Genomic DNA, 23,367 nt, shown 5'->3' on the forward strand with positions numbered 1-23,367 from the left:
GCTATGGCTTCGATGAACCCGCATCCGAAGCACCGCGACGCGACGCCGCGATAGCCCGCTCCACGTCGATGGCATCGCCTTCGGAAGGTGCCGGCCAGACTCCCTCGTTTTCCTGAGGAACGTCGTCGCTGCCGCTCACCACGTCTTCCGCACCCGCGGTTTCCATCAACCCTCTCAACACCGTCTCGCTCCATTCGCCGCCGGTCGTGACCGTCACCATGGATTTGCCGAGTGTTTCGGGAGCATCCGGTGTGACCGAACGGTCGGAGGCCAGCCCCCGCCCGCCTGAATCCCGCTGCCTGTTGCGTCCGAGGTGGCTGACATCGGAGAGGACATTGGACGGCGCGTTCGAACTGGCCGGTGAATCGCCGATGCTTTCATCGGTGGCGACGACGATGCGATCGCGGGGCATGCCGCGGCCGAGCATCTTGTCGACGATGGCCGCGGCGGAGAACTGGTTGGGGAAGTAGCCGGTGACGTGATGCATGGCGATGCCTGTTCGGGGAGAGCACACCGATACACCCTGGCCGGTAAACGCGATGTCACCGCGCTGTTTACAGTGCTGCCATGACGCAAGCTCTACGCGGCGGCGCGTCGACGTTTCGCGGGAATGGGATAGGGATCCCGCTGCCGCCCCTGACGACACCCCTTTCCTGCCAGAATGGCCCGTGAGTTCTTAGTGACGACGGAGGGTGCACCATGCTTGACGTACTCGTAGTCGGCGCAGGTCCTACCGGCCTCGTCCACGCCCTCTGGCTGCACTCCCAAGGCGTCAAGGTCCGCATCATCGATCGCACCGGGGCCCCGGGCACGACGTCCCGCGCGATGGCCGTGCAGGCGAGGACACTGGAGCTCTATCGCCAACTGGGACTCACCGACGAGGTGGTGTCGGCAGGCTTCCGCACGCCGGCCATGAATATCTGGGCACGGGGCAAACACCGGGCCAGGATCGCCGTGCAAGACATCGGCCGCGGTATCTCGCCCTACCCCTTCATTCTCGTGTATCCCCAGGACTTCCACGAAAAGACCCTCGTGGCGAAGCTTCGGTCGCTCGGCATCGAAGTGGAACGCAACACGGAACTGCTATCCCTTGAAGACAAGGGTGAGCATGTCGCATCCCGCGTCCGCCGCGCCGACGGCACGGAAGAGACCATCCACGCCCGGTATCTGGCCGCCTGTGACGGTGCAAGCTCGACCGTTCGCAAGCAACTCGGCATCGGCTTCGAAGGTGGCACCTACCGGCATGTGTTTTATGTGGCCGATGTGGAACTCTCCGGACTCGACAACGCGGGGGAAGCGCACATCGCCCTGAACGGCGAGGATTTCGTTGTCGTATTACCCTATAGCAGCGACGGCAAGGCCCGGTTCATCGGCACGGTCCGCGACGAGCGGGCGGAGCACGCGGAGAACCTGACCTTCGACGATGTCGGCCACGAGGCCATGGCGAGCGTTGGCATCCACGTGGACAAGGTCAACTGGTTTTCCCACTACCGGGTGCATCACCGTGTCGCCGACCGATTCCGCCAGGGCCGGGTGTTCTTGATGGGAGACGCGGGACATGTCCACAGCCCGGCGGGCGGGCAAGGCATGAACACCGGCATCCTCGATGCGATCAACCTCGCCTGGAAGCTGGCGGCTGTCATTCACGGCCAAGCGCCGGATGCCCTGCTCGATACCTATGCCACCGAGCGCCAGGCATTCGCCCGCGAACTGGTGAAGACCACCGACCGGATCTTCAGCCTGGTCACCGCCGACGGCGGGTTCGCCAACCTGATGCGGAGCTACGGCGTGCCGCTCATCGCCGGCGTCATCTACACGATCGGCAGCGCACGAGAGACGCTCTTCAAGATGGTGTCGCAGACAGGCCTGGCGTACAAAGACAGCCCCCTGAGCGAGGGCCGCGCCGGTGACGTCGAAGGGGGCGATCGGCTGCCCTGGGTGAACGTCGACGGGCAAGACAACTTCGAACCCCTGCCCGTCATAGGCTGGCAGGTGCACGTCTACGGCACGGCAACCCCTGGCGTAAGAGCCTGGTGCCTCCGGAACGGCGTGACGCTGCGGCAGTTTTCATGGGCCGACGAGCACGGCAAAGCAGGCCTGAAGGAAAACGCCGTCTATCTGCTTCGCCCCGACACATGGGTAGCGTTGGCCGACCCGGAAGGTTCAGCCGATACGTTGGACGCATACTTCACATCGCGCTCTTAGTCCGTGGTACAACCCGGCGCAGAGTCCCGACTGGCGAGGCACGATATGGCGTACGAAGGAAGTTGCCATTGTGGCGCTGTGGTTTTTGAAGTGAGCACCGAAATTCCGATCACGGCCATAAGCTGCAACTGCTCTCATTGCCGCCGCAAGGGCTTTCTGTTTTCCTTCGTGCCATATGATGATTTCTCCATCATAAGGGGAGAGGATCTGCTCACGGATTATTATTTCAACAAGCACGCCATCTGCCATCGATTTTGCGCGATATGTGGGTGCCAGCCATTCGGGCGGGGGAAAGCGCCGGACGGTCGGCAAATGGCTGCGATTAACTTGCGATGTGTTCCTTCGGTAGATCTCGACGCCCTGGCCATACAAAAGGTGGACGGGGCAAGCTTTTGATGCCGTGTCAAAAGTGATTGAGTTCGACCCCGATCCTGCGATCAGGGGCGACGACCACGCCAGGCCGCGGATGCTTGCAGTCGCCCGGATACGGAAATCACTCTTGACGATAGAGCGATAAGACGTCGAGCCAGCTCTGTAATAACCCAGCACCTCCTGCACAGGTCAGGGCAAAGCAGGGCTGAAGGCTCGCCGAGGCTACCGCCTGGCCGAGCAGCCCGGATGATTCGCGCCGGGCGGGCGTCCGGTATGGCAACCTTTTCCCTCCCCCACGCATCCGACCCGGCAATGACCTCCGCCTGCGCTGTCGTGGTGGCGAGGTTCCTGCACTGTCGCCGCCCCACCGGAGGAACCACCATGCCATTCCGACTGCCCGCGCTCGCCCTGCTGCTCTGGACCATTGCAACACCCGCTGCGGCGGAAGGAGTCACCCCGGACACGACCCAGGCTCGCATGGACAGGGTGTTCCAGCGGCTGGGTACCGAGTTCGTTGCCACGGGTCATACCGACGGCATGTCCATTGCCGTGGTCAAGGACGGCAAGGCGCACTTTTACAACTTCGGCACAACGAGCCGTGGCGAGGAACGTCCGCCGACCGAAGCTTCGGTCTATGAGATAGGTTCGGTCAGCAAGCTCTTCAACTCGCTGCTCCTCGCCCACGCGGTCCTCGAACGTCGGATCGACCCGCAAGCCGATATCCGCCGCTACCTGCCGGGGGATTATCCGGGGCTCGAATGGGACGGGACCCCGGTGCGCGTCATCGACCTTGCCACGACGACATCGGCCCTTCCCGACAATCTCCCCAATCCCTTCCCGGTCGGGGCCGACCCGGACAAGGCGCCTTTCATTGCGACACAGGCCATGGAGCGGATCGGGCCGGACCAGGTGTTTGATGAACTGAGGACAGTCAAACTCAGCCGAAAGCCAGGCACGGTGCCTCAGCACTCGAATCTCGCCCCCGACCTGCTCGGGCGGATTCTGGAGAAAGTCTACGGCGAGCCATACGAAGCCCTCATGGCGCGCTACATCGAACAGCCGCTCGGCATGCAGCCAGGGATCGGCAAGGCCCGCGCATCCGCCGAGGTCGACGGCTACAACAAGCGGCACGTCGCCATGCCGCGCATGTATGAGCGCGCGTTTCTCATGGCGGGTGGCCTGCGTTACAGCCCGACGGACATGGCGAAGTTCCTGACCGCAGAACTCGCTGCCACCGACCCCGCCATCCGCCTGACCCAGGTGCCGGCGTGGGGCAATTCGGACACGTCCGCGGTCGGCTACAACTGGACGCTGAGCCGGACCATCGACGGCAAACCGCGGCTGCGCACCTCGGGCAGCACGTTTGGTTGCTCAAGCTACATCGAACTGTATCCGGCACTCGGCTACGGCATCATCCTGCTGGCCAACCGGCCCGGGGAAACCCAGAACGAGATGCAGGCGTTGGCAAACCAGGCGCTTCTGGAAATCTGGGGCAAGCCCCCTGCCCAGGTTGCGCTCGAGCAGGCGCTCGATGCCGATGGTTATCGAAATACCTCCCGCGTCGTCACCGCGGTCAAGCGCAAACATCCAGAACTGCACCTGACCGAGGATTACGTCAACACCTGGGCGTACCGCCTGCTTGGCGAAGGCAAGGCACAACAGGCCATCGGCCTCTTCCGTTACAACACGGGGCAGTGGCCGGCCAGCTGGAACGCGTTCGACAGCCTGGCGGAGGGTTATGAAAAGCTCGGCGACAAGCAAAACGCGATTGCCAACTACCGCAAGTCGCTGGCGCTCAATCCGGACAACCGGCATGGCGCGGAGCATCTGCAGGCGCTGCAAGCGAAGTGAGATTTAGCGGGCCTGTGACACCGCGCATAAAACGCCCGCTATCGTTTTTAACCCTTCGCTGGCCGAAGCTGAGTGCCGTCGCTCACGGTCGCAGATGTCACGCTTTCTATCCATTGGATGTAGCTTGAGATGCGAACGCCATACACGATTACTCCGTAAAGGCCTTCCACGAATGGACGACTTGGCGCCCAACTCTTCCAAAATGGATGGTCCGGAGGATACCTGCTCCAAGAGGCGAGGCCGATGAGTTGCTTTGAGCTCCCATCCCCGATGAGCAAGGGACCACCACTGTCGCCGCTCCCTGTGATGCCTTCCAGCGGCAGGGCGGACGGTGGAGGGTCAAATCGATACCAAACATAGCGCGTATCAGCACCCACAATCACGTTGAAGGCTCGGCGCAAGACAGTGCGATGTGCGCTAAGAGAATCCTGACCTTTGTCGCCATCTCCCGTGGCTCCCTTGCCCAAAAGTTCCGCGGTCATCCCGACTTCTTGACTCCCGCGATAGAGAGGCACAGGAGTTACATCTGTTACTGGCGCCGCGAGTTCGATTAGTGCGATATCGTTAGAAGACGCGAGAAATGCAGACAACTTGGATAGGTCTCCCGATGCCAAGGCCTCCGTGATCAGCTGATCGGGAAGTTTCTTGTAACCGGGATACGTGATGACGCGTTTGACCCTGCGCGCCACCCCACCAATGGATACGTCGTTCTCCATGCCTTGCATTTGCATTGGTGCTGCGTGAGCAGCGGTGACGACCCACCGCGGAGCGATTAGGACGCCATGTCCCTCACCAGGCAGGTCTACAAGCGCGGGAAATGCCGAAGTCGGGATTCGATATTTGGCATCATCCACGTCTGCCCTGGTGATAACGGCTCCGGCAGCAGTCGACATCATCAATAGGCAAAAAGCGAGACTCCATTTCATTGATTCATCCTCTTCGCGCTCAACGATCCCAGGTTAGGACCCCGGCTGACCGAGCAAACACCATGCCATCTCTAGATCGAGGCGATTACCCGCCGGAATCAGAGGGCTACGGAAATGCTTCCACATGATGCAACGTCCGCGGACACTTCTGCGGACACCCAGTCGGACACCACTCCCGCGAGCTGGCCCATTGCCGAACGGACCACGGCGAGAGCGATCCGGTCCAGACCGAACGGTCCTGCGCGCGCGATCGGACGCTGGTTCAATAAGTCGGTTCTCCGCGCCGCGCGCAATTCGTACATAAACCGTACGCAGTGCAAACGGCGCCCGCCGCGAGTGAGCATGACAAGGCGGGCCTGAAGCATCACGCCGTCTATCTGCTTCGACCCGACATATGGGTCGCGCTGGCCGACCCCGAAGGTTCGGCCGATACGTTGGACGCGTATTTCACCTCGCGCTCTTACCTGGTGGGAAAGGAACAAGGCAGCATCCGTGACTGAAAAAGAACCGAAGTGGACCCGGCGGAAGGACGCCCTTCCCCAGGAAATCATCGAGGCCGCCATTGATGAATTTGTCGCCAAGGGCTATGCCCAGACCAAGCTGACCGACGTGGCGAAGCGGGCCGGCGTGGTCAGAAAGCGGGAAGCATTCGTGCGAGTGACCCGGCCTTGATATTGTTTTCGGTGATGGGGCCGATGTTGATGGGGGTTCTTTTTCGGGAGACGTTTCCGGGGAGTCCGTTTGCGCCGGATCTGCATGCGCTTGGTGTGCAGCATGCGGGGGAGCTTATGACTGGTCTGCGTGTGTGATTGCTGAGTAGTCCGGGTTGTGCGCTTTGATATCGGGGACACTCGGGCCGGCCGGGGTCAAACCTGTTCGCACGGCAATACGGGCGCCGAGTTGAATCCCATCCGATGAGGAGTCAGTCGACGGGGATGTAGCGGAGATGGCCGACGGGGGTACCGGCGCTTCGGCCGCTGTCGGCGGGATGGTTCACACCATCGAGAACAGGGATGTCGTCGAAGTCGAACGGACTGATGCCTTCGAGGCAGGCCACATTGACACCGTACTGGGCGTTGTTGGAACGGCGCCGGTGGAAGGTATAAATGCCGCACTTCGAACAAAAGTAGTGTTTCGCGGTGCCGGAGTTGAACTGGTAGACGCTGAGTGCATCTTCGCCTTGCTCAATGGTGATGCCATCGAGCTCGGCTGACACCGCTATCGCGCCACGCATGCGGCAGTACGAACAGTTGCAGCGTCGTGCGGTTCGGAGCCCGTCGGTGAGTTTGACCGAGAAGCGAACGGTACCGCAGTGACAAGCGGCTTTGGATTCGGTGATATCAGCGAGCATGGCAAGACCTTCGCGCCGGATGATTGCCGGGAGGATAGTTCTCTTCATGGCGCCAGAGGTAGTGCGGAAGTCTCATGAGGCCTCGTGTATCCCGACTTGCGTGCCGAAGCTTTATCTCGGCCAACAAAAAAGCCCGCTTTAGGCGGGCTTTTCTGCGAACTGGCGGAGAGGGAGGGATTCGAACCCTCGGTACGCTTACACGTACGCCTGATTTCGAGTCAGGTACATTCGACCACTCTGCCACCTCTCCGTGAACGGTCGACGGCAGGGGTTGAGCCCTGCCGGGCCCGCAATGATAGTGGGTCTGTTCTGCCGTGACAACAGGCTTTTGATGGGGCATCCTGCCCGGGCAACGGGCGCATTGGCACCCTTCCCTTCGCTTTTCCAAGGCCTCCATGATCGAGTTCGGACACGGCACGCATACGGGGCTCCGCCGTACGCGCAACGAGGACACCTATTACGCCGACGCGGGCCTGGGCTTGTTCCTGGTCGTGGACGGCATGGGCGGCCACCAGCACGGCGAGGTGGCTTCGGCGACCGCCCGTGATGGCGTCGTGGCCCAGGTCGCGGCCGGGCAATCGCTGGTCGACGCGATCCAGCGGGTGAACGAGGCGCTGATCGCCCGTTCGAGCGGCCTGGCCGATTCGCGCCCCATGGGGACGACCATCGCCGCCGTGCGTATCGTCGGCCGGTCCTACGAGGCCGCCTGGGTCGGCGACAGCCGAATCTACCGCTGGGACGGGACGTTAGCCCGCCTTTCTCACGACCATTCGATCGTGGAAGCGCTGGTCGAAGCAGGCGAACTGACCGAGGCTCAGGCGCGGACGCATCCCCAGCGCAGCGTGCTGACCCAGGCGCTCGGCATCACTTCGCCCGAGCAACTGCACATCGGCCTTGCGCGTGGAGAGCTTGCAGCGGGAGCGCGGCTCTTGCTGTGCACCGACGGCCTGACCGACGAAGTCGAGGACAAACGTATCGGCGAGATCGTTTCGCGGACCGACATCGCCGCGCAGGAATGCGTGGATCACCTGCTCCTGGAAGCGCTGGGTGGCAGTGCGCGCGACAACATCACGGCGATCTTGTTGCGAGCCACGGGTTAACCTCAACGCGCAACCTCACCTGCAGTTCTTGCAGATCCCATGCACTTCCAGCGTCTGCGCCTGCGCACGGAAACCGAAGGCCTTCGCCTGAGCTTCGATCAGCTCGGCGACGCGCTCGTCGCACACTTCCTGCGCGCACTGGCACTTGTCGCAGATCAGGAACGGTACCTGGTGCGCTTCGGCCGGGTGGTGGCAGGAGACGTAGGCGTTGATCGATTCCAGCTTGTGGATGAAGCCGTTCTCGAGCAGGAAGTCGAGGGCGCGGTACACCGTGGGCGGTGCCGCGTTGCCGTGTTTCTCGCGTAGGCGATCGAGCAGGTCGTAGGCCTTCACGGGCTTGCCCGCGCCGGCGACCAGTTCGAGTACCTCGCGACGCAGCGGCGTCAGCCGCAGGCCACGTTCCGTGGAGGCGTGCTCCACGGCCGCGACGAAGCCACGAGCGTCGTCGTGGTGGTCGTGCGCGTGTCGGTGGGCGGCGTGGTCTGTCACAGGCATATCCTCATGGCCGTCATCGTAACATGAGGGCAGGTCAGCGTTTTTTCGACCCTGGCAGCGGGGGCGGCGTACGCCGCGGCAGGAACGGCACCACCCAGCCGAACGGCCCCAGGATCAGCGCGGCGACCACGCCCGCCATGGTCCGGCCCCGCCACCAGCCCAGCAGGCCGCCGACCACCACGAAAACGATCTGCCAGAGGATCAGCTGGCCCCAGGGAACCAGGGCCATGAGGTTCATGAATATCTGCAGGAAGGCGCCCGGATCGTCCGGGTCGACCCCTTGCATGGCGCGGGCGAGCAGCTCATTCACCGCTCACCCCCGCTCGCGTGCCGGGGTTCAGGCCGCGGCACGCGCCAGCGCATCGTCGATGCGCGAGAGCGCACCCTCGCGGCCGGCGAGATAGATGGTGTGCTCGATCGACGGCGATACCTGGGTGCCCGTCATCGCCACGCGCAGTGGCGCGGCGACCTTGCCCATGCCCAATTCCAGCGAGGCGGCGACGCGTTCGACCGCGCCGTGCACCGCTTCCGGCGTCCACTCGGGGAGTGCGGCCAGTTCCTTCTTCGCGGCGTCGAGCGCGGCCGGCGCGGTGTCGGTGCGCAGGTGCTTCTCCACGGCCTTGTCATCCCATTCGACGATCGGGCCGTACCAGATCTTCGCGCGCTCGGCCATTTCCTTGAACGTCTGCACGCGGTCGCGCAGCGCGACGACCACGTCGGCGGGATTCGGGCCCTGCGTGGCGTCGATGCCGATCTTCGCCAGATGCCATGCGAGCTCGGGACCGAGCGATGCCGGATCGTCGGTCTTCAGGTAATGCTGGTTGAGCCAGGACAGCTTGGTCACGTCGAAACGCGACGCCGCCTTGTTGACGTCGGCGATGTCGAACAGCGCCGTCATCTCCTCCACCGAGAAGATCTCCTGGTCGCCGTGCGACCAGCCCAGCCGCACGAGGTAGTTGAGCAACGCGTGCGGCAGGAAGCCGTCGTCGCGGTATTGCATCACGCTGACCGCGCCATGGCGCTTGGACAGCTTCTGGCCGTCCGGTCCGAGGATCATCGGCAGGTGCGCGAACTCCGGCACGGGGGCGCCCAGCGCCTTGTAGATGTTGATCTGCCGCGGCGTGTTGTTGACATGGTCGTCGCCACGGATCACCTCGGTGATGCCCATGTCGATGTCGTCGACGACCACCGCGAAGTTGTAGGTGGGAAAGCCGTCCGAACGGAAGATCACCAGATCGTCCAGTTCCTCGTTCGACCACTCGATGCGGCCCTTCACCTTGTCATCGAACACGACGCTGCCCGAGGTCGGGTTCTTGAAACGGATGACGCGGTTGGGATCGTCGCGCAACGGCTCGTTGCGGTCGCGGTAATAGCCGTTGTAACGCGGCTTCACGCCGGCGGCCATGGCCGCGTTGCGCATCGCCTCGATCTCTTCCTTCGACTCGTAGGCGTAGTAGGCCTTGCCCTCGCGCAGCAGCTGATCGGCCACTTCGCGGTAACGGTCCATGCGCAGGGTCTGGTAGTACGGACCCTCGTCGTGCGTGAGTCCGAGCCAGGACATGCCGTCGAGGATCGCCTGCACGGCCTCCTGCGTGGAGCGCTCGCGGTCGGTGTCCTCGATGCGCAGCACGAATTCGCCGCCGCGACGACGGGCTTCCAGCCAGCAGTACAACGCGGTGCGCGCGCCGCCGATATGGAGGTAGCCGGTGGGACTGGGGGCGAAACGGGTACGGACGGTCATCGTGGGGGTCATCGGGCGGACAAGCGGGCGATTTTAACCGATACGGCCCGTTTCCACGCCGGTTGCTGTCATCTGCCGGTCATGCCGCCATAACCCGCGCGACACGGCGGAAGGCCAGCATGAGCCAACCAGGCCAGTAGGGGCACCGCCATGCGCGTCGGCATCGTCACCGAGACCTATGCACCGGACGTCAACGGTGTCGCCCTGACCGTCCAGTCGCTCGCACGCGGTCTCGTCCGCCGCGGCCATTCCGTCGACCTCGTCCGCCCGATCCACCCGGCGACCCCGCCGTTGGCCGATGCCGGGATGGATGTACTGGCCGTGGAAGGCGCCGCGGTACCCCGTTACGCCGGCCTGCGGTTTGGCCTGCCCTCCCGCTTTCGCATCGAGCGCCGTTGGCGCTCCGACAGGCCGGATGCCATCTATGTGGCCACGGAAGGCCCCCTGGGCTGGAGCGCCGTCAGCGCCGCTCGTCGCCTCGGCATCCCGGTGGCGACCGGCTTCCATACCCGATTCGACTTCTACGTCGGCCACTACGGCTTCGGCGCGTTGACGCCACTCGTGCGCCACTACCTCGCCCGCTTCCACCGCCGTGCGCAGACCACCCTGGTGCCGACCGGCCAGCTCGCGGGTGAACTGAACGACCTCGGCGTGCACGATGTCCGCGTGCTGCGACGCGCCGTCGATACCCAGCGATTCCATCCCGAGCGCCGCGACGAAAGCCTGCGCGCCTCCTGGGGTGCCTCGGCCGATGCCCCGGTACTGCTCAGCGTCGGCCGCATCGCGCCGGAGAAGAACCTGCACGTGGTGATCGATGCCTTCCGCGCCCTCGCCCGCCGCGCGCCCGAGGCTCGCTGCGTGATCGTCGGCGACGGCCCCGGTCGCGCGGCGCTCGAAGCCGCCAATCCCGACATCGTCTTCGCCGGTACCCGCCGTGGCGACGAGCTGGCCGCCTACTACGCCAGCGCCGACCTCTTCGTCTTCCCGAGCCTGACCGAGACCTTCGGCAACGTGGTACTCGAAGCGATGGCCTCGGGCGTTCCGGTGGTCGCCTATGCGGAAGCCGCCGCGCGCGAGTTCATCCGCAACGGCCAGAACGGCATTCGTGTCGCGCCGGGCAACGAAGGCGGCCTGGTCGAGCGCGCCGCCGCGCTCGGTGCCGACGCCACGGTGCGCGCTGCCATGGGTGCCGCCGCGCGCAGCTCGGTGGCCGGCCTTTCGCCGGAATCGGTCGTGGCCGAGTTCGAATCGATCATGCAATCCCTCGCCGAGGAGCACGTCCATGAACGCAGCACCGCCGTCGCCGCGTAGGGCGAACCTGGACCGCCGCATGTGCGTCGCCGCCAACCGTTGGGGCGCGCGCCGGGCGATCGGCATCTTCTTCGGCGCCATCAGCCGCCTGGGCGATGGCGTGTTCTGGTATGCGCTGATGAGCGTCATCGCCCTCGTGGGCGGCTGGCACGGCGTGGCCGTGGCGGTGCAGATGGCGATCACCGGCCTCACGGCGCTGATGCTCTACCGTGTGCTGAAGCGCTGGACACGCCGCCCGCGTCCCTTCCGCACCTGCCCCGGCGTGATCGCTCACGTGCCGCCGCTGGACGAGTTCAGCTTTCCTTCGGGGCACACGCTGCAAGCGGTGTCGTTCACCGTCGTGGCGGTGGCGCATTACCCGGTGCTGGCACCCTTCCTGATCGGTTTCGCCGCCCTGGTCGGCGCATCGCGCGTCGTGCTCGGCCTGCACTATCCCAGCGACGTGCTCGCAGCCACCGCCATCGGCGGTGGACTGGGCACGTTGTCGCTGTGGGCGGAACGCGTGCTGGTCTGACCCTGGGGATCACGCCGCGGCGCGCGGCGCCTTCTGCAGGATGCCGAGGATCGAGCCGAGCTTGTCGCGCATCTCGCGACGGTCGACGATCACGTCCACCGCGCCATGGTCGACGAGGAATTCCGAGCGCTGGAAACCTTCCGGCAAGGTCTCACGCACGGTCTGCTCGATGACGCGCGGGCCGGCGAAGCCGATCAGCGCCTTCGGCTCGGCCACGTTGAGGTCGCCCAGCATGCCCAGGCTCGCCGACACGCCACCGGTGGTGGGATGGGTGAGCACCGAGATGTAGGGAACGCCCGCGTCGCGCATGCGGGCGAGGGCCGCCGAGGTCTTCGCCATCTGCATCAGCGAGAACAGGCCTTCCTGCATGCGTGCCCCGCCCGTGGCGGAGAAGCACACGAGACCGCTCTTTTCGGCGAGCGCCTTCTCGGCGGCACGCGCGAACTTCTCGCCCACCACCGAACCCATCGAGCCCCCCATGAAGGAGAACTCGAAAGCCACCGCGACGAGCGGACGCTCCAGCAGGCGGCCGGACATCGCGATCAGCGCGTCCTTCTCGCCGGTGTTCTTCTGCGCGGCGGCGACGCGGTCCTTGTACTTCTTCTGGTCCTTGAACTTCAGTGCGTCGACCGCTTCCATCTTCGGCCACAACTCGGTGGTGCTGCCTTCGTCGAAGAAGGCGGCCAGGCGCGCGCGCGCGGAGATCGCGTGGTGGTGGCCGCACTTCGGACAGACCATCAACGACTTCTCGAGCTCCGGCTTGTAGAGCACGGTGCCGCAACCGGCGCACTTCTCCCACACGCCCTCGGGCACCTTGCCCTTGCCGCCGGCCGCGCTGGGTGCGCGGGTCTTCGGCGTCATGATTTTCTGCAGCCAGTTCATCGTGTCTCTCCGAGTATCTGTACTACCGCACCGACCGTCAGCGCGCGTCGAGCGCGGCGCGGATCGGCGCGAGGAAGTCCCGTGCCCTGCCGGCGGCATCGTCGGCCGAGGTCGCACCGGCGAGGCGGTCGACCAGGGCGCTGCCGATGACCACGGCGTCGGCGAACTCGCCGATCGCCTTCGCGCTCGCGGCGTCACGAACGCCGAAGCCCACGGCCACCGGAGCCTTCGCCCGTGCGCGGATACCGGCGACGCGCTCGGCGATCTCGCCGGTGCTCAGCTGGGCCGCACCGGTGATGCCGGCGAACGACACATAGTACAGGAAGCCGGATGCGGCCTCGCAAAGCCGGGCCAGCCGGCCCTCGGCGGTGGTCGGCGAGGCGAGCAGGATCTGGTCGAGGCCGGCGTTGCGCAAGGGCTCGAGGACATGCGATTCCTCCAGCGGACAATCGACCATCAGCACGCCATCCACGCCCGCTTCGACGGCATCTTCGGCGAACGCCGCGTATCCGTACATTTCCACGGGATTGAGGTAACCCATCAGGACGATCGGGGTCTCGTTGTCGGTCTCGCGGAAGGCGGCGACCCAGGCCAGCACGTTGCCCAGGCCGACGCCCTTGGCCAGGGCGCGCTCGCTGGCGTGCTGGATCACCGGGCCATCGGCCATGGGATCGGAGAACGGCACGCCCAGCTCGATCACGTCGGCACCGGCGGCGACCAGGCCATGCATCAACGGCACCACGGCGTCGGGCGACGGGTCACCGGCGGTGATGAACGGAACGAGGCCGGTGCGGCCCGCGGACTTCAGCGCCGCGAAACGGCGTTCGATGCGGCTCATCAGAGTTCGATTCCTTCGCGCGCGGCAATGGTGTGCACGTCCTTGTCGCCGCGACCGGAGAGGTTGGCGAGGACCAGGCCGTCCTTCGGAAGCTCGCGAGCCAGCTTGATCGCCTGGGCGATCGCATGGCTCGATTCCAGCGCGGCGAGGATGCCCTCGGTGCGCGCCAACAGGTGGAAGGCCTCCAATGCTTCGTCGTCGGTCACGCCGACGTATTCCGCACGGCCGGCGTCCTTGAGGAAGGCATGCTCCGGACCCACGCCCGGGTAATCCAGGCCGGCGGAGACCGAATGCGTCTCGATGATCTGGCCGTTCGCGTCGGACAACACATACGTGCGATTGCCGTGCAGCACGCCCGGCTTACCCGCGGCGAGCGAAGCGGCATGGCGGCCCGTCTCGATGCCCTCGCCCGCCGCCTCGGCGCCGACGATGCGGACCTGGCGATCGTTGAGGAAGGCGTGGAACAGGCCGATGGCGTTCGAACCGCCACCCACGCAGGCGGTGATCACGTCCGGCAGGCGGCCGAACTGTTCGAGCGTCTGCTCGCGCGCTTCGCGGCCGACGATGGCGTTGAAATCGCGCACCATCTGCGGATACGGATGCGGGCCGGCGACGGTGCCGATGATGTAGAAGGTGTCGGCGACGTTGGTGACCCAGTCGCGCATCGCTTCATTCAGGGCGTCTTTCAGGGTCTTCGAGCCGGAGGTGACCGGCACCACTTCCGCGCCGAGCAGGCGCATGCGGTAGACGTTGATCTTCTGCCGCTCGATGTCGACGGCGCCCATGTACACCACGCACTTCAGGCCCATGCGCGCGGCGACCGTGGCGCTGGCCACGCCGTGCTGGCCGGCGCCGGTCTCGGCGATGATGCGCGTCTTGCCCATGTGCCGGGCGACCAGCGCCTGGCCCACGGTGTTGTTGATCTTGTGCGCGCCGGTGTGGTTCAGGTCCTCGCGCTTGAGCACGATGCGCGCGCCACCGACATGCTTCGACAGGCGCTCGGCGTGGTACACCGGGCTGGGGCGGCCCACGTAGTACTTGAGGTCGCGGTCGAGCTCGGCGATGAAGGCCGGATCCTTGCGCAGTTTCTCGTACGCCGCGGTGAGTTCCGCGAGCGGCTCCATGAGGGTCTCGGCCACGTAGATGCCGCCGAACTCGCCGAAGCGACCATGCGCGTCGGGATAGGCGTGGAAATCCGCGATGTCGGTCATTGCCTTCTCGTTACCTGCTGGAGGCCGTATCACGCGGTGGGGACGGCGCGCACGGCGGAAATGAAGCGTTCCATCTTAGCCCGATCCTTGATCCCGGGCGACGATTCGATGCCGCTGGACACGTCCACCGCCCAGGGCCGGGCGATGCGGATCGCCTCGCCGACATTCCCGGCGGTGAGTCCGCCGGCGAGCAGCAGCGGTTGCGCAAGATCCTTCGGCATCAGCGACCAGTCGAACCGCTGGCCGCTGCCACCCTGCTCACCCAGGCCGTGGCCATCCAGGAGCAGGCCGGCGGCCCCCGGATAGTCGCGCAGACGGGCCAGCGCCGGAGCACCCTCGCCCATCGCGATGGCCTTCAGGTAGCGCACACCGTAGGTGGCGCACTCCGCGTCCGTCTCCGCACCGTGGAACTGCAGCATGTCCGGACGCAGCACCCGGACCACTTCCTCCACGTAGGCCGGATCGTCGTCCATCACCAGCGCCACCGTCGTCACGAAGGGCGGCACGGCATCGCGCAGGCGCGCGGCGGATGCCGGATCGACGAAACGCTTGCTCTTGCGTGTCATGACGAAACCGACGGCATCGGCACCCAGCCACGCGGCCAGTTGCACGTCCTCGATGCGGGTGAGGCCGCAGCATTTGATCCGGGTCATAGCGTCACTTCCTGTGGCAAACCCCAATGGGCTTCGTAGAGGGGACCGATGAAGGTCAGGCCTTCCGCGGGTGCCGTGGCGCCGGCGACTTCGCGGTCGCGGCCGGCGAGCAGTTCGGCCATCCAGCCCACGGGCTGCTCGCCGCGGCCGATGGGCAGCAGCGAGCCCACGATGTTGCGCACCATGTGATGCAGGAAGGCGTTGGCCTCGATCTCCACCACCACGTGGATGTCTTCGCGGAACACGCGGATCGAGCGCACGTTGCGCCGCGCATGCGCGGCCTGGCATGAGATCGCACGGAACGCGGAGAAATCGTGTTCGCCCACGATCGCCTGCGCCGCCTCGTGCATCGCCTCGGCATCGAGTGGCCGGCGCTCCCATGCCACGAAACGGGCGTCCAGCGCGGGACGGACGAAGCGCGGCAGGATGCGGTACCGGTAGCGGCGGCCCCGTGCGGAAAAACGCGCATGGAAATCGTCGGCCACCGGCAGCGCCCAGGTCACCGCCACGCTATGTGGCAGGTTCGAGCAGGCACCCAGGACCCAGCCCCGCATGTCACGCACCACGTCGGTGTCGAAGTGGACCACCTGGCAGCGGCCATGCACGCCGGCGTCCGTGCGCCCGGCGGCGGTGACTTCGATGGGCGCGTGGGCGACCCGGCTCAGCGCTTCCTCCAGCGACCCCTGCACGGTCTTCGCATGGCTGAGCCGCTGCCAGCCGCGGAAGTCGGTGCCGTCGTATTCGACGCCTAGGGCGATGCGCATGGAGTTGTTCGGAAGACGGTGGAAACCGGAAAGGTTACCACCGCGGGGGCGGCAGGAGCCTGGTGGGAGCCGACCTCGTCGGCGAACCCGCGGCAGCGGGCCAGCTCAAGGCAAGCACCCATCGCCGACAAGTCGGCTCCCACCCGGGGGTTGAGGCAAGCACCCATCGCCGACAGGGTCGGCTCCCACCGGGGCCGCCAAAGAAAAACCCCGGCCGAAGCCGGGGTTCGATGAGGCGTAAACCAGCCGCCCTTCTGGCTCAACGATCGATCGAGCCGTCGTTCTCAAGCAGCGCCCGATGGATCCAGCCGCCGACGGCACCACCGAGCAATGGCACGACCCAGAACACCCAGAGCTGGGAGATCGCCCATCCGCCCTGGTACAAGGCCACGCCCGTGCTGCGCGCGGGATTCACCGAGGTATTGGTGACCGGGATGCTGATCAGGTGGATGAGCGTGAGGGCCAGGCCGATCGCCAGCGGGGCGAAACCCACCGGGGCACGCTTGTGCGTCACGCCGAGGATGACCAGCAGGAAGAAAGCGGTCAGCACGAACTCCGCGATCACAGCGGCAAGGAACGAATACCCGCCGGGGGAATGCTCGCCGTATCCGTTGGTGGCGAAACCGGCCGTCACGTCGAAGCCCGGCTTGCCACTGGCGATGAGGTAAAGCACGCCGCCCGCCGCCACCGCGCCGATCACCTGGCTGACGATATAGGGCAATACGTCGCTGGCGGGAATGCGCCCGCCCGTGAAACAACCCAGCGTCACCGCCGGATTGAAATGGGCGCCGGAAATGTGCCCGACGGCGTACGCCATCGTCAGCACGGTGAGGCCGAAGGCCAGGGCGACACCGGCGAAGCCGATGCCTAGTTCGGGAAAGGCCGCGGCGAGCACCGCGCTTCCACAACCACCGAAAACCAACCAGAAGGTACCGAAGAACTCCGCGAGCAAACGCTTGGACATATTCGCACTCCTTCGAATGAAGTCACTGAAGCAGGTACATGCCAGGGTGTAGCGGACCCCGCCGCGGTGGGAGCCGCTGCCACACACATGGTTCTTAGACGATGTCGTTGAGGATCCGGCGGGCCGTGTCCTTCTGCATCTGCGAGCCTTCGGCGAGCACTTCGTCGAGCATCAGGCGGGCGCCTTCGGCGTCGCCCATGTCGAGGTAGGCGCGGGCCAGATCGAGCTTGGTGTCCACCGGGTCATCGCTGAAGCTCTCCGGACCGTGGTCCTCGAGCGGCTCTTCGTCCGGGAAGGTGGGTTCGTCGAAACGGGGCACGTGACTGGTCGTCGTGGCCGGCTCGGCATGGCCACGGGAGGCGAGGTCATGCTCGTCCTCGAACGACCAGGTCGAGCGTTCCTCGTCCTTGGCGACCGTTTCATTACCGGCGACACTGCCGTTCGTCTCGTGCGGCTCGGCATAGGGCGATTCCGGCGCGTCGACATCGAACACGTCCGGGGCGCTCGGGCGGCGATCCGCCTCGGCGCGCTGCACCGGCGTCAGGTCGAAGTTGAAATGGTATTCGCTGTGCTTCTGCGGCGCCGGCTTCTGCGTGGGTTCTTCCTCATCCGGACCGGTGACGTAGTTGCCGAGGTCGAATTCCTCGAGCGCCGCGACTTCGTCCTCGTTGCGCGGACGCGAGGCGGTATAGGTGTCCTCGTACGGCTCGTCGACCTCGTCCACGGGGACGCCACCGAACAGCGGATGGCTGGGCGCGAGGTCCTCGCCCATCATCATCACTTCGCGCCATTCCGGCTGGTCCGGGTCGGCGACGTGGGCGAACATGGCTTCGGCCGCGGCTTCGAAATGCTCGACGTCGCGGCGGCCGTAGTAGAGGCTCACCAGTTCGAGGTGCAGGCCGATGTCGTCCGGATGCTCGGCCAGCGCATCGAGTATTTCGCGCTGGTCCTGGTCCATGATCTCGCTGGGTTCACCGAAACCGCCGAACGTGTGTTCCTGGCCGAAGCGGTCGGCCAGCGACGTGGCGCCGGCGGTGGCGGCGGCCTTCGGCTTCTTGCGGCCAAAGACGGCCGCGACCAACAGCAGCAGGATGACGATGGCGCCGCCACCCCAGGCCCAGGGCTGCATGTACCACGGGTCCTCTTCGACCGGAACGGGAGCGACCGGCGCCCGCTTCGTCACGGGCTTGGCGGCCGGAGGCGTCGCCGCCGAAGGTTCCTTGAGCGGCGAAATCGCCACGGTGGAGGCAGGCGCCGGAGCCGAAGCCGCCGGCGTGGCCGAGGCGACCACCGGTGAGGGCGCGCTGGCGGCGGCTGGAGCCGTGGGTGCCGGTGCCGGCGAGGTCGCGGCGGCGGCCGGCGTCGGCGCGCTCGCCACGGCGGGCTGGCCGGGAGCCTTCTGTGCCTCGGCCAGCTTGCGCTGGAGTTCGGCGATTTCGGAATCCTTGAGGCTCAGCAGGCGCTGGTTCTTGGAGTTGATTTCCTCGAGGTCGCCGATGCGCGATTTCAGTTCCTCGCCCTGCTGCTTGAGCGAAGCGACGCTTTCCTGCGAGGTGGCCAGTTGCTGCTTGAGGCCCACGACCTGCGCATCGCCCGTGCCGCCCTTGCTGCCCGCACGCGTGGAAGCGGCATCGCCACCGTCCTTGGAGGGAACGATGGCGAGGCGGTCGGTCGCCGGAGCGGCCGGCTTTCCTTCACCTTGGCCCGCGGGGGACGAGGCGGCATCGGCCACCACCGACGGCGCCCGCGTGGTGCCCGCGCGCCAGCTTTCGTTCTGGCGGCGCACTTCGGCCAGCGCCGACGCGGCGGACAATGCCTGCACGTCGTCGGTGGACGGAATGCGCAGAACGGCGCCTGTCTTCAGCGCGTTCATGTTGTCGCGGTAGAAGGCCTCCGGGTTGGCCTTCTGCAGTGCCACCAGCATCTGGTTCATGTCGGCGCCGCCCGCGTGCTGGCGGGCGATGGTCGACAGGGTCTGGCCGCGTTGCACCGGACCATAGGTGTCGCCAGGCGCCGCGGCAGCAGGGGCGGCCTTCGCGGGAGCCGCCTTGGTCGGTGCCTCCGCACGCGAAGGCCGGGCTTCGCTATGCGACGGTACGCGCGAGGGAACCTCGGAGGTACGCGACGGCTGTGCCGCCGACGCGGCCACCGCGGAATTCACCGGCGTACCCGGTGGATCGAGCAGCATGGTCACTTCGCGCACGACCTTGTTGCCGCCCGTGGACACCTCGACCAGGAAGTCGAGATACGTGTCGCGCACCGGCTCGGCGCTGCTGACCCGCACCACCGGCTGTCCGGACGCGTTCTTGCCCACGGCGAAGTTCAGGGCCACCGGCAAGCCGCCGCGATTCAGGCCGGCACGCGTGAAGGCTTCTTCCGAGGCCAGGGCGACATGGACATTATCGAGGTTGCCCGACACGCCGGTCAGAGGGATTTCCGCGGCCAGCGGCTGGTCCATCGTGGAACGGACCTGGACCGGGCCCAGGTTCTGCGCCAGGGCCTGACTGCCCCATGTGGCGAGCGCCAGCATGATCGAAAGCTTCAACGTACGGTTCATCACTCGCTTCCCCCGAACTAAACCCATGCCGGCGGCGCGCCTCTATGGGGCGATCGGCCGCGAAGGCGCCACTGTAGTGCACCCCAGCAACAACTAACAATAGCGGGTACGGATAGTTACGCGACAACGTTAAGTCGTTCGCGAGGCCCGTACACGCCCCCCTTACATGTCCCGGCCCCGGTCAGTGGCCCTGTTTCGCCTCCAGCTGGCGCTGGAGTTCGGCGATCTTGCGATCGCGTTCCTCCAGTGCGCGGCGGGCGGCCTGCGTGTCCGATTCCAGCGTGTCGACCTTCGCCTTGAGTTGTTGGACCTGGGCGTCCTCGCTCTTCACCTGGCCCTGCAAGGCTTCGAGCTTGGCGCGGGCCACGGCCGCCCCGGCAGGCGCCGGAGCCGACGACGACCGCTGCTCCGCCAGCGCCAGGGGCGAAAGCAGGACGAGCAGGCAGGCGGTGGCGCACGCTCTCATTACAGATAGTCCTCGATCAGGATCTCCGCGATCTGCACGGCATTGAGGGCCGCGCCCTTGCGGATGTTATCGGCCACCACCCAGAGATCGAGGCCGCGTTCGTGCGAGATGTCCTCCCGGATACGTCCGACGAACACCGGGTCCTTGCCCGCCGCGTCACCCACCGGCGTCGGATAGCCGCCGGCCTTGCGCTCGTCCTGCACGACCACGCCCGGGGCCTGCTCGAGCAGCTCGCGCGCACGCTCGGCGGTGATCTTGTCGCGGGTCTCGATATGCACGGCCTCGGCGTGGCCGTAGAACACGGGCACGCGCACCGCGGTCGGGTTCACCTGGATGGATGGGTCCTCGAGGATCTTCCGGGTCTCCCAGACCATCTTCATTTCTTCCTTGGTGTAGCCATTGGCCTGGAAGTCGTCGATGTGCGGGATCACGTTGAACGCGATCTGTTTCGGGAACTTGGCCGTCTCCACTTCCTGGAAGTTGAGCATCTGCGCGGTCTGCTTGCCCAGTTCGTCCATGCCGCTGCGCCCCGCGCCCGACACCGACTGGTAGGTGGCGACGTTGATGCGCTCGATGCCCACCTCGCGGTGGATGGGCGCCAGCGCCACCAGCATCTGCATCGTGGAGCAGTTCGGGTTGGCGATGATGCCGCGCACCGTGTAGTCGGCGATGGCGTGCGGATTCACCTCGGACACCACCAGGGGAATGTCGTCCTGGTAACGGAACTCCGAGGTGTTATCGATCACCACGGCCCCGGCCGCCGCCGCGCGAGGCGCGTGTTCGCGGCTCACGGAACCACCGGCCGAGAAGAAGGCGATGTCCACGCCGGCGAAGTCGTACTTGGCCAGGTCCTGGACGACGTAAGGTTTTCCATTGAAGTCGACCGTACCGCCCGCCGAGCGCTCGCTCGCCAGGGGCACCAGTTCGCTCACGGGGAAGTCCCGCTCGGCGAGGATCGACAGGAGGGTTTCGCCGACCGCGCCGGTCGCACCCACCATGGCCACCTTGTAACTCGTCTTCTTGCTCATGCTTCGCTTTCGTCAGGCGTGGGAAAACAGGTTCAGCTGGCGTCGGCCAGCACACCCGGATTGAGGATCGTGGGTGGCCGGCCGGCGTCAGGACCATGCCCGAACGCCGCCAGCACATTGTCCACAGCCAGCGCCGCCATATCGCGACGTGTGTCGCGACTTGCGCTGGCGATGTGCGGACTGAGCACGATATTTTGCAATTTCATGAGGTCGGGATGGACCTTCGGCTCGCCTTCGAATACATCGAGGGCCGCCGCGGCGATCGTGCCATCGGCCAGTGCGCGGGCCAGGGCCGCGTCGTCGACGATGCCACCACGGGCGACATTGACCAGGGTGGCCGTCGGCTTCATCGCCTTGAGTTCCGGCTCACCGATGGCGTGGTGGTTTTGCGGCGTGTATGGCAGCACCAGGATCAGGTGGTCCGACGCCGCCAGCAAGCTCGCCTTGTCCACATAGGTCGCCGCGTACTCGCGCTCGATCTCCGGCGCCAGCCGGGAGCGGTTGTGATAGATCACCTTCGCCCGGAACCCGGAGGCACGCCGTGCGATGGCCTGGCCGATCCGGCCCATGCCGAGGATACCGATGGTCGTGCCATGCACGTCGGCGCCCAGCCAGCCCTCGAAGCGCGAACCATGCCATTGGCCATCGCGCAACCAGCGCTCGGCTTCGCCGATCCGGCGCGCCGCCGCGAGCATCAGCGCCCAGGCGTAGTCGGCCACGGTCTCGTTGAGCACGTCCGGGGTATTCGATGCGCCGATGCCGGCCTCGGTCAGCGCACCGATATCGAGGTTGTTGTAGCCCACGCCGAGATTGGCCACGAAGCGCAGGCGCGGGGCGGACGCGATCGTCGTCGCGTCGATGCGCTCGGCCAGGCCCACGATGGCGGCGTCGGCACCGGCCAACCGCCCGGCCAGGTCGGCCGGCGAGAAGGAGCGTTCCTCCGTCTCCGCGCGCACCTCGAACCAGGGACGCAGGCGGTCGACGATGTCCGGGAAGAACGGACGGGAAATCCAGACGATCGGCTTGCTCATCATCTATGCCTGCAACGTGCCCGGAATGCGCGGCGGCACCTCGCCCACGTCGCCGCATTGGGCGCGATGGCGCAGGGCCTGGTCCATCAGCACGAGGGCGAGCATCGCCTCGGCGATGGGCACGGCGCGGATGCCGACGCAGGGATCGTGGCGGCCCTTGGTCACGACCTCGGCCGGCTGCCCGGCCCGGTCGACGCTGCGGCCGGGCACGAGGATGCTCGAGGTGGGCTTGAACGCCATCGAGACGACCACCGGCTGTCCGGAAGCGATACCGCCGAGGATGCCGCCCGCATGGTTGGAAAGGAAGCCGTCGGCACTGAGTTCATCGCGGTGTTGCGTGCCGCGCTGGACCACGGCGGCGAAGCCATCACCGATCTCCACGCCCTTCACCGCGTTGATGGACATCATGGCGGCGGCGAGTTCACCGTCGAGCTTGCCGTAGATCGGCTCGCCCCACCCGGCCGGCACGCCATCGGCCACCACGGTGACCTTGGCGCCGACCGAATCGCCCGACTTGCGCAAGGCATCCATGTACGACTCCAGCTCCGCCACCTGCGTGGCATCGGGCCAGAAGAACGGGTTGCCCTCGATCGCGTCGGCATCGAAGCCGCGCGGGACGAGTTCACCGATCTGGGCCACGTGGCCGCGCACGGTCACGCCATGGCGCTGTGCCAGCCACTTCTTGGCGATGACGCCGGCAGCCACGCGCATCGTGGTTTCCCGTGCCGACGAACGGCCGCCGCCGCGAGGATCGCGGATGCCGTACTTCTGCCAGTACGTGTAATCCGCATGGCCCGGGCGGAAGGTATCGAGGATGTTGCCGTAATCCTTCGAACGGGCGTCCGTGTTGCGGATCAGCAGGGCGATGGGCGTACCGGTGGTCACGCCGTCGTACACACCCGAGAGGATCTCGATATCGTCCGCTTCGCGACGCTGCGAGGTATGCCGCGAGCGCCCGGTGGCGCGGCGTTCGAGGTCGGCGCGGAACTCCGCCGCATCGAGCGGAAGCCCCGGTGGGCAACCGTCCACCACGCACCCGATCGCCGGGCCGTGGCTTTCGCCGAAGGTGGTGACGGAGAGGAGCTTGCCGAACGTATTGGAGGACAC

General features: G+C 66.0%; 25 protein-coding genes and 1 tRNA gene. 8 read left to right on the forward strand and 18 right to left on the reverse strand.

The window, feature by feature from the left end:
- Position 1: 1 nt before the first annotated feature.
- Positions 2–487: a hypothetical protein gene (locus J2T07_RS04000; RefSeq protein WP_306847440.1), complete on the reverse strand. Its 486-nt coding sequence runs from the start codon at positions 485–487 to the stop codon at positions 2–4.
- A gap of 212 nt (positions 488–699) precedes the next feature.
- On the opposite strand from J2T07_RS04000, the gene J2T07_RS04005 reads away from it, so the two are divergent.
- From J2T07_RS04005 to J2T07_RS04015, 3 genes are all read left to right on the forward strand, one after another.
- On the forward strand, positions 700–2,205 hold the full coding sequence (locus tag J2T07_RS04005; RefSeq protein ID WP_306847442.1) for an FAD-dependent monooxygenase: 1,506 nt from the start codon (positions 700–702) through the stop codon (positions 2,203–2,205).
- Between the two features lie 45 nt (positions 2,206–2,250).
- A complete protein-coding gene (locus J2T07_RS04010) occupies positions 2,251–2,601 on the forward strand; it encodes a GFA family protein (protein ID WP_306847444.1) in 351 nt (116 codons plus the stop codon).
- Positions 2,602–2,958: 357 nt separating this feature from the next.
- Positions 2,959–4,428: a serine hydrolase gene (locus J2T07_RS04015; protein ID WP_306847446.1), complete on the forward strand. Its 1,470-nt coding sequence runs from the start codon at positions 2,959–2,961 to the stop codon at positions 4,426–4,428.
- Positions 4,429–4,475: 47 nt separating this feature from the next.
- Here the strand turns inward: J2T07_RS04015 and J2T07_RS04020 are convergent, their stop codons facing one another.
- On the reverse strand, positions 4,476–5,354 hold the full coding sequence (locus J2T07_RS04020) for a S1 family peptidase (RefSeq protein ID WP_306847448.1): 879 nt from the start codon (positions 5,352–5,354) through the stop codon (positions 4,476–4,478).
- A 314-nt stretch (positions 5,355–5,668) separates the two neighbouring features.
- On the opposite strand from J2T07_RS04020, the gene J2T07_RS04025 reads away from it, so the two are divergent.
- Positions 5,669–5,854: a hypothetical protein gene (locus tag J2T07_RS04025; RefSeq protein ID WP_306847450.1), complete on the forward strand. Its 186-nt coding sequence runs from the start codon at positions 5,669–5,671 to the stop codon at positions 5,852–5,854.
- Positions 5,847–6,026 (forward strand): TetR family transcriptional regulator, encoded by a 180-nt coding sequence (locus J2T07_RS04030; RefSeq protein WP_306847452.1) that lies wholly within the window; start codon positions 5,847–5,849, stop codon positions 6,024–6,026. Before J2T07_RS04025 ends, J2T07_RS04030 begins: the two co-directional genes overlap by 8 nt.
- A gap of 250 nt (positions 6,027–6,276) precedes the next feature.
- Here the strand turns inward: J2T07_RS04030 and J2T07_RS04035 are convergent, their stop codons facing one another.
- Together J2T07_RS04035 and J2T07_RS04040 are read right to left on the reverse strand one after the other, a co-directional pair.
- On the reverse strand, positions 6,277–6,705 hold the full coding sequence (locus J2T07_RS04035) for a GFA family protein (RefSeq protein WP_306847454.1): 429 nt from the start codon (positions 6,703–6,705) through the stop codon (positions 6,277–6,279).
- A gap of 160 nt (positions 6,706–6,865) precedes the next feature.
- Positions 6,866–6,955, reverse strand: a tRNA-Ser gene (locus J2T07_RS04040).
- A 145-nt stretch (positions 6,956–7,100) separates the two neighbouring features.
- On the opposite strand from J2T07_RS04040, the gene J2T07_RS04045 reads away from it, so the two are divergent.
- The gene (locus J2T07_RS04045) at positions 7,101–7,805 is read left to right on the forward strand and encodes a PP2C family protein-serine/threonine phosphatase (protein WP_306847455.1); all 705 of its coding nucleotides are present in this window, start codon (positions 7,101–7,103) and stop codon (positions 7,803–7,805) included.
- A 15-nt stretch (positions 7,806–7,820) separates the two neighbouring features.
- Here the strand turns inward: J2T07_RS04045 and J2T07_RS04050 are convergent, their stop codons facing one another.
- From J2T07_RS04050 to gltX, 3 genes are read right to left on the reverse strand one after another with little or no spacing between them, the layout of a single operon-like run.
- Positions 7,821–8,294 carry a transcriptional repressor gene (locus J2T07_RS04050; protein WP_430539305.1) on the reverse strand — a complete coding sequence of 158 codons (474 nt, stop codon included), beginning with the start codon at positions 8,292–8,294 and terminating at the stop codon, positions 7,821–7,823.
- Between the two features lie 40 nt (positions 8,295–8,334).
- Positions 8,335–8,610, reverse strand: coding sequence for a hypothetical protein (locus J2T07_RS04055; protein ID WP_306847457.1), 276 nt, complete (start codon positions 8,608–8,610; stop codon positions 8,335–8,337).
- Positions 8,611–8,637: 27 nt separating this feature from the next.
- Entirely contained in the window at positions 8,638–10,041 is a 1,404-nt protein-coding gene (gene gltX, locus J2T07_RS04060) for a glutamate--tRNA ligase (protein ID WP_306847458.1), read from the reverse strand.
- A 150-nt stretch (positions 10,042–10,191) separates the two neighbouring features.
- Between gltX and J2T07_RS04065 the strand changes: the two genes are divergently transcribed.
- Together J2T07_RS04065 and J2T07_RS04070 are read left to right on the forward strand one after the other, a co-directional pair.
- Positions 10,192–11,352 carry a glycosyltransferase family 4 protein gene (locus J2T07_RS04065; RefSeq protein WP_306847459.1) on the forward strand — a complete coding sequence of 387 codons (1,161 nt, stop codon included), beginning with the start codon at positions 10,192–10,194 and terminating at the stop codon, positions 11,350–11,352.
- Positions 11,324–11,866, forward strand: coding sequence for a phosphatase PAP2 family protein (locus tag J2T07_RS04070; RefSeq protein WP_306847460.1), 543 nt, complete (start codon positions 11,324–11,326; stop codon positions 11,864–11,866). The genes J2T07_RS04065 and J2T07_RS04070 overlap by 29 nt, the downstream gene beginning before the upstream one ends.
- 9 nt (positions 11,867–11,875) lie before the next feature.
- Here the strand turns inward: J2T07_RS04070 and accD are convergent, their stop codons facing one another.
- The 11 genes from accD to aroC form a co-directional block, all read right to left on the reverse strand.
- Positions 11,876–12,748, reverse strand: a complete 873-nt coding sequence (gene accD / locus J2T07_RS04075; RefSeq protein ID WP_306847461.1) for an acetyl-CoA carboxylase, carboxyltransferase subunit beta — start codon at positions 12,746–12,748, stop codon at positions 11,876–11,878.
- A 37-nt stretch (positions 12,749–12,785) separates the two neighbouring features.
- On the reverse strand, positions 12,786–13,586 hold the full coding sequence (gene trpA / locus J2T07_RS04080; RefSeq protein ID WP_306847462.1) for a tryptophan synthase subunit alpha: 801 nt from the start codon (positions 13,584–13,586) through the stop codon (positions 12,786–12,788).
- Positions 13,586–14,797 carry a tryptophan synthase subunit beta gene (gene trpB / locus J2T07_RS04085; RefSeq protein ID WP_306847464.1) on the reverse strand — a complete coding sequence of 404 codons (1,212 nt, stop codon included), beginning with the start codon at positions 14,795–14,797 and terminating at the stop codon, positions 13,586–13,588. The genes trpA and trpB overlap by 1 nt, the downstream gene beginning before the upstream one ends.
- A gap of 29 nt (positions 14,798–14,826) precedes the next feature.
- Positions 14,827–15,450: a phosphoribosylanthranilate isomerase gene (locus J2T07_RS04090; protein WP_306847467.1), complete on the reverse strand. Its 624-nt coding sequence runs from the start codon at positions 15,448–15,450 to the stop codon at positions 14,827–14,829.
- Entirely contained in the window at positions 15,447–16,214 is a 768-nt protein-coding gene (truA, locus tag J2T07_RS04095; protein ID WP_306847469.1) for a tRNA pseudouridine(38-40) synthase TruA, read from the reverse strand. Before truA ends, J2T07_RS04090 begins: the two co-directional genes overlap by 4 nt.
- Before the next feature lie 259 nt (positions 16,215–16,473).
- Positions 16,474–17,178: an aquaporin Z gene (aqpZ, locus tag J2T07_RS04100; protein WP_306847471.1), complete on the reverse strand. Its 705-nt coding sequence runs from the start codon at positions 17,176–17,178 to the stop codon at positions 16,474–16,476.
- A 94-nt stretch (positions 17,179–17,272) separates the two neighbouring features.
- Positions 17,273–19,735 carry a FimV/HubP family polar landmark protein gene (locus tag J2T07_RS04105; protein WP_306847473.1) on the reverse strand — a complete coding sequence of 821 codons (2,463 nt, stop codon included), beginning with the start codon at positions 19,733–19,735 and terminating at the stop codon, positions 17,273–17,275.
- Positions 19,736–19,916: 181 nt separating this feature from the next.
- Positions 19,917–20,201, reverse strand: coding sequence for a hypothetical protein (locus tag J2T07_RS04110; RefSeq protein ID WP_306847475.1), 285 nt, complete (start codon positions 20,199–20,201; stop codon positions 19,917–19,919).
- Positions 20,201–21,229, reverse strand: a complete 1,029-nt coding sequence (locus J2T07_RS04115) for an aspartate-semialdehyde dehydrogenase (RefSeq protein ID WP_306847478.1) — start codon at positions 21,227–21,229, stop codon at positions 20,201–20,203. Before J2T07_RS04115 ends, J2T07_RS04110 begins: the two co-directional genes overlap by 1 nt.
- Positions 21,230–21,261: 32 nt before the next feature.
- On the reverse strand, positions 21,262–22,263 hold the full coding sequence (locus J2T07_RS04120; protein ID WP_306847479.1) for a 2-hydroxyacid dehydrogenase: 1,002 nt from the start codon (positions 22,261–22,263) through the stop codon (positions 21,262–21,264).
- A complete protein-coding gene (aroC, locus tag J2T07_RS04125) occupies positions 22,264–23,367 on the reverse strand; it encodes a chorismate synthase (RefSeq protein ID WP_306847481.1) in 1,104 nt (367 codons plus the stop codon).

This window comes from Luteibacter jiangsuensis (genome assembly GCF_030812295.1).
In the GTDB taxonomy this organism is placed as follows: domain Bacteria; phylum Pseudomonadota; class Gammaproteobacteria; order Xanthomonadales; family Rhodanobacteraceae; genus Luteibacter; species Luteibacter jiangsuensis_A.

What these genes read in the sequence shown, in the direction of transcription:
- J2T07_RS04000 (WP_306847440.1), bottom strand. Translation starts at nt 487, where the DNA reads ATGCATCACGTCACCGGCTACTTCCCCAACCAGTTCTCCGCCGCGGCC.
- J2T07_RS04005 (WP_306847442.1), top strand. Translation starts at nt 700, where the DNA reads ATGCTTGACGTACTCGTAGTCGGCGCAGGTCCTACCGGCCTCGTCCAC.
- J2T07_RS04010 (WP_306847444.1), top strand. Translation starts at nt 2,251, where the DNA reads ATGGCGTACGAAGGAAGTTGCCATTGTGGCGCTGTGGTTTTTGAAGTG.
- J2T07_RS04015 (WP_306847446.1), top strand. Translation starts at nt 2,959, where the DNA reads ATGCCATTCCGACTGCCCGCGCTCGCCCTGCTGCTCTGGACCATTGCA.
- J2T07_RS04020 (WP_306847448.1), bottom strand. Translation starts at nt 5,354, where the DNA reads ATGAAATGGAGTCTCGCTTTTTGCCTATTGATGATGTCGACTGCTGCC.
- J2T07_RS04035 (WP_306847454.1), bottom strand. Translation starts at nt 6,705, where the DNA reads ATGCTCGCTGATATCACCGAATCCAAAGCCGCTTGTCACTGCGGTACC.
- J2T07_RS04045 (WP_306847455.1), top strand. Translation starts at nt 7,101, where the DNA reads ATGATCGAGTTCGGACACGGCACGCATACGGGGCTCCGCCGTACGCGC.
- gltX (WP_306847458.1), bottom strand. Translation starts at nt 10,041, where the DNA reads ATGACCGTCCGTACCCGTTTCGCCCCCAGTCCCACCGGCTACCTCCAT.
- J2T07_RS04065 (WP_306847459.1), top strand. Translation starts at nt 10,192, where the DNA reads ATGCGCGTCGGCATCGTCACCGAGACCTATGCACCGGACGTCAACGGT.
- J2T07_RS04070 (WP_306847460.1), top strand. Translation starts at nt 11,324, where the DNA reads ATGAACGCAGCACCGCCGTCGCCGCGTAGGGCGAACCTGGACCGCCGC.
- accD (WP_306847461.1), bottom strand. Translation starts at nt 12,748, where the DNA reads ATGAACTGGCTGCAGAAAATCATGACGCCGAAGACCCGCGCACCCAGC.
- trpA (WP_306847462.1), bottom strand. Translation starts at nt 13,586, where the DNA reads ATGAGCCGCATCGAACGCCGTTTCGCGGCGCTGAAGTCCGCGGGCCGC.
- trpB (WP_306847464.1), bottom strand. Translation starts at nt 14,797, where the DNA reads ATGACCGACATCGCGGATTTCCACGCCTATCCCGACGCGCATGGTCGC.
- J2T07_RS04090 (WP_306847467.1), bottom strand. Translation starts at nt 15,450, where the DNA reads ATGACCCGGATCAAATGCTGCGGCCTCACCCGCATCGAGGACGTGCAA.
- truA (WP_306847469.1), bottom strand. Translation starts at nt 16,214, where the DNA reads ATGCGCATCGCCCTAGGCGTCGAATACGACGGCACCGACTTCCGCGGC.
- aqpZ (WP_306847471.1), bottom strand. Translation starts at nt 17,178, where the DNA reads ATGTCCAAGCGTTTGCTCGCGGAGTTCTTCGGTACCTTCTGGTTGGTT.
- J2T07_RS04105 (WP_306847473.1), bottom strand. Translation starts at nt 19,735, where the DNA reads ATGAACCGTACGTTGAAGCTTTCGATCATGCTGGCGCTCGCCACATGG.
- J2T07_RS04110 (WP_306847475.1), bottom strand. Translation starts at nt 20,201, where the DNA reads ATGAGAGCGTGCGCCACCGCCTGCCTGCTCGTCCTGCTTTCGCCCCTG.
- J2T07_RS04115 (WP_306847478.1), bottom strand. Translation starts at nt 21,229, where the DNA reads ATGAGCAAGAAGACGAGTTACAAGGTGGCCATGGTGGGTGCGACCGGC.
- J2T07_RS04120 (WP_306847479.1), bottom strand. Translation starts at nt 22,263, where the DNA reads ATGATGAGCAAGCCGATCGTCTGGATTTCCCGTCCGTTCTTCCCGGAC.